The organism is Rhizobium mongolense subsp. loessense, from assembly GCF_900099775.1.
Classification (GTDB): domain Bacteria; phylum Pseudomonadota; class Alphaproteobacteria; order Rhizobiales; family Rhizobiaceae; genus Rhizobium; species Rhizobium loessense.
In genome coordinates, this window is record NZ_FMTM01000008.1 from 323691 (window position 1) to 333892 (window position 10202).

General features: G+C 59.5%; 9 protein-coding genes and 5 pseudogenes. 6 read left to right on the forward strand and 8 right to left on the reverse strand.

The features are described from left to right. Window positions 1–162 precede the first annotated feature (162 nt). From BLP23_RS24505 to BLP23_RS24515, 3 genes and pseudogenes are all read left to right on the forward strand, one after another. Window positions 163–474, forward strand: a pseudogene (locus BLP23_RS24505) (alpha/beta hydrolase); the annotation flags it as partial. A gap of 541 nt (window positions 475–1015) precedes the next feature. After that, window positions 1016–1420, forward strand: a complete 405-nt coding sequence (locus BLP23_RS24510; RefSeq protein ID WP_208603195.1) for a cupin domain-containing protein — start codon at window positions 1016–1018, stop codon at window positions 1418–1420. Window positions 1421–1557: 137 nt separating this feature from the next. After that, window positions 1558–1765, forward strand: a pseudogene (locus BLP23_RS24515) (IS481 family transposase); the annotation flags it as partial. On the opposite strand, the pseudogene BLP23_RS24520 reads toward BLP23_RS24515, so the two are convergent. Together BLP23_RS24520 and BLP23_RS24525 are read right to left on the reverse strand one after the other, a co-directional pair. Further along, window positions 1724–2140 (reverse strand): annotated as a pseudogene (locus BLP23_RS24520) (nitroreductase family protein); the annotation flags it as partial. The pseudogenes BLP23_RS24515 and BLP23_RS24520 sit on opposite strands and share 42 nt — an antisense overlap. A 94-nt stretch (window positions 2141–2234) precedes the next feature. Continuing rightward, entirely contained in the window at window positions 2235–3191 is a 957-nt protein-coding gene (locus tag BLP23_RS24525; RefSeq protein WP_092587328.1) for an MBL fold metallo-hydrolase, read from the reverse strand. Between the two features lie 505 nt (window positions 3192–3696). On the opposite strand from BLP23_RS24525, the gene BLP23_RS24530 reads away from it, so the two are divergent. Then, window positions 3697–4185, forward strand: coding sequence for an RrF2 family transcriptional regulator (locus BLP23_RS24530; RefSeq protein WP_092587329.1), 489 nt, complete (start codon window positions 3697–3699; stop codon window positions 4183–4185). Here BLP23_RS24530 and BLP23_RS24535 read toward each other — a convergent pair. The 4 genes and pseudogenes from BLP23_RS24535 to BLP23_RS24550 form a co-directional block, all read right to left on the reverse strand. After that, window positions 4168–5178, reverse strand: coding sequence for a mechanosensitive ion channel family protein (locus BLP23_RS24535; protein ID WP_092587330.1), 1011 nt, complete (start codon window positions 5176–5178; stop codon window positions 4168–4170). The two genes, BLP23_RS24530 and BLP23_RS24535, sit on opposite strands and share 18 nt — an antisense overlap. An 81-nt stretch (window positions 5179–5259) precedes the next feature. Then, a pseudogene (locus tag BLP23_RS24540) lies at window positions 5260–5683 on the reverse strand (cupin domain-containing protein). A 58-nt stretch (window positions 5684–5741) separates the two neighbouring features. After that, window positions 5742–6494 carry an SDR family oxidoreductase gene (locus BLP23_RS24545; protein WP_092587331.1) on the reverse strand — a complete coding sequence of 251 codons (753 nt, stop codon included), beginning with the start codon at window positions 6492–6494 and terminating at the stop codon, window positions 5742–5744. Between the two features lie 29 nt (window positions 6495–6523). Further along, on the reverse strand, window positions 6524–7003 hold the full coding sequence (locus BLP23_RS24550; protein WP_092587332.1) for a carboxymuconolactone decarboxylase family protein: 480 nt from the start codon (window positions 7001–7003) through the stop codon (window positions 6524–6526). Between the two features lie 123 nt (window positions 7004–7126). On the opposite strand from BLP23_RS24550, the pseudogene BLP23_RS24555 reads away from it, so the two are divergent. Continuing rightward, window positions 7127–8069, forward strand: a pseudogene (locus tag BLP23_RS24555) (LysR family transcriptional regulator). Between the two features lie 586 nt (window positions 8070–8655). Further along, window positions 8656–9486: an alpha/beta fold hydrolase gene (locus BLP23_RS24560; RefSeq protein ID WP_092587364.1), complete on the forward strand. Its 831-nt coding sequence runs from the start codon at window positions 8656–8658 to the stop codon at window positions 9484–9486. 241 nt (window positions 9487–9727) lie between these two features. On the opposite strand, the gene BLP23_RS24565 is transcribed toward BLP23_RS24560, so the two are convergent. Both BLP23_RS24565 and BLP23_RS24570 read right to left on the reverse strand, forming a co-directional pair. Next, entirely contained in the window at window positions 9728–9949 is a 222-nt protein-coding gene (locus BLP23_RS24565; protein ID WP_092587333.1) for a DUF4287 domain-containing protein, read from the reverse strand. Beyond that, window positions 9946–10202: VOC family protein (locus BLP23_RS24570; RefSeq protein ID WP_208603196.1), on the reverse strand; the 257-nt coding region annotated here is incomplete at its 5' end. The genes BLP23_RS24570 and BLP23_RS24565, both read right to left, overlap by 4 nt.

The following is a 10202-nucleotide window of genomic DNA, read 5'->3' on the forward strand; positions in this document are numbered from 1 at the left end:
GCTCGGAAAATGGCCACGGGAACAAATAGAGATCAAAGGATGGTTGTCATCCGAGTGCCGACGTCTGTCGTCCTCGCCGATCGAAAGTTTTCTGGCACGGTTTTGCCACTTTGAAGGACGATTTCAAAGGAAAGAAGGTTAGGATAATCGGCGACTGCGTACAAAGCGTTGGGGGCATCAACGCTGCTTTTCGGCAGTGCCTTGCGGCTGGGGCAGCTCGCTGTCGGCAGGCTTCCCCGGGACAGGAGCCAGGCGGCGTCCCAATGGGCAGGGCCTCACATGGGCGGGCTGGTCGATTTCATTGAGTTTTCAGGCGGCGGCGGCTTCATCGGCCATAGCTATTTCTCGTCCGATCCGGCTGTTAAGGCGGACTTGGTTGCGCTCATACGCGACAGAGTGAAGGCCGGCGATCCTCGTCGCCAACTCGTCGAAATCAAACGCCCTTTCTGGCAGGTATCGGATGTCCAGCAGGCCTCGCGCTTTTCGGCACTTCGAAGCGATCCTGCGGAAAGGCAGCTTCGGGCCGCGAGGGGAAGATCGGCTACTTCCGGAAAACGCCGCCATTAGCGGCCGCTGGAAGAGCTGGCGCGGCCTTAATGCGCGAACGCGTCGCCATGCGGTCTGGAGCGGAATGGCTGCATATTCCTACGGTTTCATAGTCGTTCATGATAAGGTCCTTCGTCTGTTTGCTGTCGATGAACCTGGACAGGGGCTGCGATGAGGAAGACGCTGCTTTGCATGACTTCAGCGCTTATTCTGACCATAAGCACGGCTCAAGCAGGCGCATGCTCAAACATCGCGCGTGTCCTGACAGTAGACGGCTCCGATAGCATCGATGATGACGAATATGCGTTTCAGAGGAAGCGCTGAATAGCGGTCTCGACAGTCCCAGCAGCCGAAGTAAGTCCAGGCATCAAACAACCGGGGCAAGTGATTTTTTGTTCGGGAGTTTTCAACCTCGAAACGCATTTATGCAAACCCACATCCGCATTCAACAAGCAGAGGGATTACGACAATGAATTCAGCTTTGTTATCGCTATGTGTGGCGGCTACGGTTTGCCTCGTCGGCACTTTGGCCGTTGTTGCTGACGACGGTGCAAATGTCACACCGCTCATGAAAAAGGACCTTCCAAATTATCCTGGCAAGGAGGGTCTCATGATATCGGTCGAGTATGGGCCAGGAGGTTCCGATCCGATTCACAAACATGAGGCAGATGCATTCGTCTATGTTCTGGAGGGCTCGATCGTGATGCAGGTCAAGGGAGAAAAAGAAGTCACCTTGTCGCCGGGAGAGACTTTCTACGAAGGTCCTTCCGACATTCACTTGGTCAGCCGCAATGCGAGCACGTCTAAACCAGCGAAATTTATTGTCGTGCTGCTGAAGAACAAGGACGCCCCGGTTGTCATGCCGGTGGAGTGACATTCCGGTACGATGGCGGCGAGCGACGAGTGGACCTTAGACTGATAACGCGTTGGCATGATCGTCGCTTTCGTATCTAGATGTTTGATCCCAGGCTTTGATGGGGCATCCCTGTCTTCCGAATCAAAGGATGCGCTATCGGCCAGGTTGTTCATGGGAGCGCCACGACGACAGAGGCAGTCCGTCGGGCGATACAAACATAGTCAAGAGAGCCTGAGGGCGCTCTTGAAGCGCTACGGGATCAATCAGAAGACCGTCGCCAAGTGGCGGAAGCGGACCTCAGTCGCAGACCTGCCGACCGGTCCATTGGGGCCGGCCCAGGTCGCGGTCGATGTAGCAGAACAGGGCGGCGGGCGCGCCGAAACAGTTCCAGTTGGCAATGGCTGCCCTCTGGCGCGCCTCCCAGTCCTCGCGCGCAATGCCGAGCGCGCTGTAGCGCTCCTGGCCGAAGGCGGATCGGCGCTCCGCGTACGGGGACTTCAGCGAGGGCGGGTACATCTCGTACTGCCGCTCGTCCCAGGGGTCGCCGTGGGCCACGCGCTCGACGGCGTACGTCTTGAGCTCGGCCAGCGGCGCGCCGGTCAGCACGTAGGTGTTCCACGGCTGGATGTTCGATCCGGACGGCGCCCAAGCTGCGGCGGACAGCACGCGCTCAAGCACCTCCCTCGACACAGGCTCGTCTTTGAATCCGCGCACCGACCGTCGGCTTGTGACTGATATACATCCATGATGATCGCAGCCTCCCTACCGCCGGCCATCCGTTTCGTTCAAACGCGAAGCGGTCGTCTAGCTCGGCCCTAACCCAACAAGCGGATCAGTACTCCCAGGGGCCCGGCACCCAACGAAAGACGTCGCCGTCGACCGCCACATGGCAGACGGACGGGAACGACAGGTGAGTAGCCACCAGCGACTCGCGGTTCGCCGCCAGCTCCCGCAGAAGACGGACCCGGACGCGCGCCGCCTCCTCGGGGTCGTGTTCGAAGCCATTGTACCAGTCGGGGTGCTCGAACCCGACCTGGAACACGGCGTCGCCGGCGAACATCAGCCGGTCACTGCCGGATGCCAGGCGGACCACGCTGTGTCCGGGGGTGTGGCCGCCAGTGCGTGTCACGAGCACCCCCGGCGCCACCTCGTGCTCCTCCTCGAACGTCCGCAACTGGCTCTGGTACTCTTCCAGGAACCGCTTGCCCGTTCGCCGAAGCGCGTCCGGGAACCCCGGCGGCATGGAGACGTGGGAAAAATCGGGCGCCTCCCAGAACTCGGCCTCGGCGGCCGCCACGTGGACCCGCAGGTCCGGACGTAACCGCTCTTTCACCCCGTCGGCGAGCAGCCCGCCACAGTGGTCCATGTGCATGTGGGTCAGCACCACGTCGGTCACGGATGCAAGATCGATACCGGCGGCCTTCAGTCGCTGGACGGTATGCCCGGCCCGCGGCAAGTCCGGGAACTCCATCCCTATCCCAGCGTCGATGAGTATGGTCCGGCCGCCGCTGCGCACCACGACCACGTTCAGCGCCCACTCGAGCACGTCCGGCGGCAGGAACATGTCCTCCAGCCAGGCTGCCCGGACGGCCGGTTCGACGTTGTGGCCCAACATCGCGCCTGGCAGCGATAGCACCCCATCGCTAACCACCATTACGTCAATTTCGCCGACCTTCAGCGCATAGCGCGACGGAACCAACTCGGGCTCCGGTCTACCGTGGATGTACTTCGCGTTCACCTTATCGGCGCAGTGTTTGACCGAGGGGTGTGGGGTGTTGTCCGAGCTCATGATTGCCTCCCGCTAACCGCCTTACCCACGGCCGTATCGCTGCCGCGCCGCCGAGGAGCATCACAAATTCCGGCCGCCTCATGAAAGGTTCCCATCCTGCCGAGACTTCGGTGCGGGCTGGAGGATATCATATTTGGGGGACGACGTCTGTTGTGCCTCACAGCAAATCGACAGCGATTGGCGGCTCAGGGTCATGATCGACAAATGTCTGGAACGTCATTCTTTGGCGAACTATTCGATCGATCGGCCACGGTTCGGCCGGAAAGGCCCCATGAGGTCGTTTCTATTAGGTTCCGGCGACAGGCGCGTAATCGAGGTCCGCAATGGGAGGACAAGAGCAGCCGCGGCGGCGTCCAGATTGCGCCGCCAATAGCAGGCCCTCGGGAGCGAACGGTATTGCACAATCCGCTCGCACCCAAGATGCCTCTGTTTACATGGTGGCAAAATAGGGATATTTTATATCCTTAATAGACGCAGCAACTCTGCGTCTACGTGGAATGAAGTGATGATCCTTAAAAGCCAAGTCGAATGGGCGCTGCATTGCTGCGCTATTCTCGCCGGTCTGCCTGAAGGCCGCTATCTGTCCACCAAGGCACTGGCTGAGTTCCACGGACTTCCGAAGGAGTATCTTTCGAAGGCGCTGCAGGGCCTTTCGCAGGCCGGGCTTGTCCATACGACCCTCGGCCCGTCGGGCGGATATCGATTGGCAAAGACGCCCGCCGAGCTAACGTTTCTTGATATTGTCGAGGCGGTGGAAGGCAAGGCGCGAAGCTTTGTCTGCAACAATATCAGGGCCAACAATCCCTGTAGGCCGCCGGGCTATTGCGAAAGCGATCCATGCGCGGTGGCACGCATCATGTGGGAGGCCGACGAAGCGTGGCGCCAAAAGCTGCGCAGCGTCAGATTATCCGATCTGATAGAGACCCTGTCCAAGGATATTCCTGCCGACCTTTGGAAGAGCAGCTTCGAATGGGTCCTAGAGCGAGCCGGATGAGCGCAGTTTGACTTCGCTTGCGGCCGGCAATGTGTAGAGGTAGCTCTGGGGCGGCATTGCGAGCGAGAGGCCGCTTTCCTCGCACTGGCGATGAACGAGATCGATCACCTCGTTTCGCGCCGGCGTCCGGTTCGCCGGACTAGTCACGCGAAACTGCAGCTCGGCCTCGATCGCCACGGCGTCAATCCCCTTGAGGGCGACGATCGGCGGCGGGTCCTTCACGATCCCGGCGCAGCCTTGCAACGCGGTTCGCATGGCCTCCTCGACGAGCTGCGGCTTATGGCTTGCGGCGATGCGGACGAGCAGCGTGATCTGATGCGTCTCGTCGGGACGACTGAGATTGGTCAGCCCCACTTTCGCGAGGGCGCTATTGGGCAGAACGACGACATTGTGGGCGCCGGTGAGCAGAAAAGTGGAGCGCCAGTTGTTCTCGATGACCCGCCCCTCAGTTCCGTCGCTTAGCACGATCCAATCGCCGATGACAAAGGGCCGCCCCAATGTCAGGGCGATGCCGGAGAAAACGTCGCCGAGCGTATTCTGCAGCGCAAGGCCGAAGACGATGGCAACAACGCCGGAGGTTGCAACCAGTGTGCCGATGGGCGCTTTGAAGACGAAGCCTAGAAGGGACAAGGCTACTCCGAGATAGACGACGGCGACGATCAAATCCTGCAGCAGGCGCGCCTCTCGCGGCCTTCGATCAAGAACGATATAGATGCGCACGAAGCCGATGAGGGACCATGCAAGGTGTGTCCACCACAGTACCCTGGCAGAGGTGGACAGAAATGCCGCGATGCCTGTCAGTTGCGTCTCGTCGACTCGGTGCGGAAGGATGCCGGCGAGGGCGAGGACAGCGGTCATGCCCGCGAAAAAGAGGATCTGAACGACCAGCCTAGCCGTCGGGCGGCCACTACCCTGGAGATGCCATACGACAATGCCGGCGATCCCCAGAAGATTGATCAGGACCAGCGGCAACGAAAGATGGTCGTCGAACATGGCAAGCTCCAATCGTAACAACAATTCGCGCTCCGAGCGGAGGGCCGCGTGCAGCGCGCCAGTACCCTGCCCTCCCCTGACTTACTTATTCATGGGACAGGTCAGTTCCTTCTGGTTGGTATCGACCACGAAGACGGGCCAGCAGCTTGGCGGGTTTGCCCTCGCTGCCATTCTTAGGAAAGGCATGGCGGTCACTAGGCAGCTTGGAAAAGCTCTCGCCCGCCTTGTGCTCCTTGACTGGGCTATCATTGACCTGGCCGAAGGATCGAGCCTTCCAGCACGGTAGCATAAATAAGACCGAACTCGGATGTGTACGGCCCTCGGAGAAGCCGCCGGGGCCATATTCCACAAGCACGCCTTTGATGCTCTTGCCGGGCACGTTCGGCAGTTCATGTTTATAGACCAGCGTGACCTTGGACTCTTTGCCGCCGGCGGTGTCGTCAGCGAGAGCCATGCCGGACAGGAGAGCCGTCACGGAAAGAGCGGCGAAGATTGATTTGATCATATCCTTACTCTTTCATGGGTTGGCGGTGCGCAGCGAAATGCGGCGCACCGGTGTGCGGTCAATTCCGTGCGGAGGTGGCAAACCACTGGTCGAAATTGATCCGACCGATCCGGGGATTGTCGTCGGAGACGAGCGAGCCGTCTCCCAGTTTCGTGCCGAAATAGTGAGCCTCCGGATCGGCGACGACCTTGCGGGTATCACCGGTCGCCTTGAGGTACCGGGCGACGAAATCGCTGAGGCGTGCGCGCTCGGGGCCGGCAATCTCGATGATGCCGTTGACCGGCGCGGCAAGCGCCGCATCCGTCATGAAGTCTGCGACATCATCGGAGGCGATGGGCTGCAGATTGCCCGTCGATAGGCGGGTACTATCGCCGGTCGTGCCCGCCTGGGCGATTCCGCCGAGGAATTCCAGGAACTGGGTGGAACGCACGATGGTGTAGGGAATGCCGGATTCCCTGATGATCTCTTCCTGGGCGACCTTGGCGCGCAGGTAGCCGCTTTCCGGCAGGCGATCGGCGCCGACGATGGAAAGCGCGATATGATGTTTCACGCCGGCCACCTTTTCCGCCGCCATCAAGTTGTGGCCCGAGGTTTGAAAGAATTCGAGCACGGCCTTGTCCTCGAACGAGGGCGAGTTGGCAAGGTCGAGCACAACCGCAGCGCCCGCCAGCGCCTCAGCCAGGCCTTCGCCGGTGATGGTGTTGACGCCTGTATTGGGCGAGGCTGCGATAACCTCGTGGCCCTTGCGGCGCAGGCGTTCCACAGTCTTCGAACCGATGAGGCCGGTTCCGCCGATGATCACGATTTTCATGATAGGGTCCTCCGTTCAGTTGCCGATGATTAGTTCAACCCGGCCCTGTCGAGGCCGTAAAGCTTGTCGGCCGAACCAGGCTGTGCCTTGAAGGCGATGCTTGCGCGGTTCCAGGCATTGATCACCATGATCGAGAAGGTCAGGTCGGAGATCTCCTTTTCCGAAAGCTGGCCGCGTACCCGCTCATAGAGTTCGTCGGGGATACCGCCTTCCGGCAGTTTCGTGACAGCTTCGGTCCACGCAAGTGCTGCCCGTTCGCGCGGGATGAAGAGGTTTGATTCACGCCAGATCGCGACATGGTAGAGGCGCAGTTCGCTCTCGCCGTGGATCTTGGCCTCCTTCACATGCATGTCGAGGCAGAAGCCGCAGCCATTGATCTGCGAAGCGCGGATCTGAACGAGGTCGCGGATTTTCTGTTCGATGAGGCTGTCCTTCAGGCCCATGCTGAGGTCTGAGAGCTTCTTGAAGAACTCGGGTGATTGCTGTGCGTAGTTGAGGCGTTGTGACATGTATCTCTCCTTTATTAAGGATATTTGATATCCTTATGGATACAAGATATCCGTAATTGATGGAAAGTAAAGTTCCTTCGAACTGCGGACATAAGGCTTATGTCGAAACGTATAGGGGACAGGATGGACATCGTATCTGCGCCAAGGGCCTTTCTGCGCGTGGTAGAGACAGGCTCGTTTTCTGCAGCGGCAATCGACCTCAACCTGACAGCCAGCAGTCTCCCGGCAGGTTTCCGCACTGGAGGAGCATATCAACACGCGCCCTCTGCATCGTACCACAAACGCGATCGCCCTGACCGTCCAAGGCGAACAAATGATCGCGATGGCGCGGAAGGTGGTCGAAGCGGTGGACGCTCTCAGCGAAGCCTCATGTGCCGAGACAGCCATGGCATCGGGCCGGGTGCGGCTCACCCTCCCCGCGGCTCGGTCTTTATGTGAGTGACCGTCTCGCCGGCCTGCTCGAGCACCATCCGGGGCGCTCGGTCGAATTGATGTTCCGCGAAGAGCCGTCAGATCTGGTCGGGGAAGAAATCGATCTCCAAGTGCGCCTTGGTCCTGTGACGGATAGCAGCCTGATGTGCCGGCGGATCGGTTGGACGACCGCGTTCCTCGTTGCAGCGCCCTGCTACCTCGAACGACGGAGCATGCCCAAAACGCCGGATGACATCAGCGGCCATGAATGCATTTGCTACAGCCGTGCCGGAAATGGACGGTCATGGTCATTCCCCGATGGGTCCGACGAGATTTCCGTGCGCATCGCACCGCGTCTGATCGCCAATAACGCCGTCGCTGTCGCGCGGCACTGGCCGGGAGCGGCCTTGCGGTGCTCTCGCATATCCTCGCCTGCCCCGACATCGAGGCTGGCAGGCTGGCAAACGTTATACCGCAATTTCCTCCCGCGCGCCCGGCGATCAATGTCGTCTACCCATCGCGCAGGAACATGTCGTTGCGCGTCCGCACAGTTCTCGACTTCCTTACCCAGGCCATCAAGGAAGACCCCTTGATGGCCCCTGATCCACCTCGCGACCGTCGACGCCAGCTCCGCCTTGATCTTGGACCTGCGTAATTGCATCACCGCATCCTTGAAATGCGAGTGACTGCCTCTCTAATCGGGCCTCGGCTACGCCGGTATAGTAGTGGGAGCTTGCCCCTTGTGGGGACCGCCCGATTACACATGATTTGGGCCGATACTGTTCTCTAATGGGTCAAGGGCGGACGCTCTTTAGAAAGGCCGCAGAGGCAGCTTTCTACGCTTCTTGACTCCTGAATTTATGAGAGCCATCGAAGAACCGGGGTAATCCGTTGGCTGCAACGCACACCAAAGGTGAGGCAGTTGCCCCACCGGAGCGACGTCCACCTGCGCCGTCCATATTTCTACGAATCGTAGAGGGCGAATGACGGAGTTCTGATTGCGAGCTTCACCGCCCTACGACCTTCTAAAAACTACGACCTTTCTAAAAATGAGCGTATAGCTTTCTGGCGAGGTGACGCATCCAGCTACTTCTACAGGAGGCGGTCCCATGGACTTCAATCTTTCGCTCGCGCGACGGGACGCGCTTCTCGCCGGGGTTTCCGTCACCGCCTCGCTGGCGCTTGCTCCATCATCGAAAGCCGCCACTAAGGCGAACCAATCTAGCAAGGGGTATAAGTTCATGGGTACGGTAAGAGTGAAGGATGGAACTGAAATCTTTTACAAAGATTGGGGTCCGCGGGACGCGCAGCCTATCGTCTTCCATCACGGCTGGCCGCTGAGCGGCGACGACTGGGACAATCAGATGCTGTTCTTCCTGGAGAATGGCTTTCGAGTGATCGCTCACGATCGACGGGGCCACGGGCGCTCCTCGCAGAGCCCCACAGGCCACGAGATGAACACTTACGCGGCTGACGTGGCCGAACTGGCCGAGGCACTCGATCTCAAGAACGCCTTCCACGTCGGCCATTCCACAGGCGGCGGCGAGGTTGTACATTACGTCGCGCGCGCGAAGGCCGGCAGAGTAGGCAAAGCGGTCATCGCGGGCGCTGTGCCGCCCGTGATGGTCAAGTCCGACAAGAACCCCGGCGGTCTGCCGATCGACGTCTTTGACGGTTTGCGCAAGGCGCTTGCAGCAAACCGCGCACAGTTCTACATCGACCTGCCCACGGGTCCGTTCTATGGCTTCAACCGCCCGGATGCAAAGATTTCCCAAGGCCTCATCGACAACTGGTGGCGTCAGGGTATGATGGGTGCCGCCAACGCCCACTACGAGTGCATCAAGGCATTCTCTGAAACGGACTTCACGGAAGATCTGAAGAAGATCGAGGTGCCCGTTCTCGTTATGCACGGCACGGACGACCAGATCGTGCCGTATGCCGACTCCGCGCCGCTCTCGGTGAAGCTTCTCAAGAATGGAACGCTCAAGAGCTACGACGGGCTTCCTCATGGCATGCTTTCGACTCATCCTGATGTCGTCAATCCCGACATGCTGGCCTTCTTGAAGGCGTGATAGTCACTGGCACACGTCTGCGGTGTCGTCGGAAGGCGGCACTGCGTTCCAAGCGAGCAGGTGGGGCTGACATCGTGGCTGACATGCTAACCCACAAACTTTCTCGGCGCGGGTTCTGAGCGCAGAAGGCTTTAGCGCATCTCCGCAACGTTGGCATAGACGCCCTATTGAAAACTTAGATCCGATCCTGCGAATGACCGGCCGGAAGCAGACAAGACGTTTCGCCTCGCACCACACTCCGTTAAGAGGCCGGCTGCTTGTCTTCCGCGAGAGTGTGCGCCACGACGGCATTTGCATGACCGTGGCCCATTCCGTGTTCGCTCTTCAGCATACCGACAAGTTCCATGTGCTTCGCAGGATAGTGCTTTCGCACGAGCTCTTGCCAGTCATCGATAGGACGGCCGTATTTCTTCTCGATTGATGGAAAATAGGAAGCAGGTCCTTTGATCTTCTCGGTGGTCATAGCGCGTTATCCCCTTTTCGTGCCGCATCGATCACAGCTACGTCGATTTTCCTCATTGTCATCATCGCGTCGAATGCGCGCTTTGCTTGTTCGCCACCTGCTGCAAGCGCGTCCATGAGAATGCGAGGTGTGATCTGCCAGGATACTCCCCACTTATCCTTGCACCAGCCGCATTCGCTTTCCTGACCGCCATTGCCGACGATGGCGTTCCAATAGCGATCTGTTTCTTCCTGATCCTCGGTGCTGATCTGGA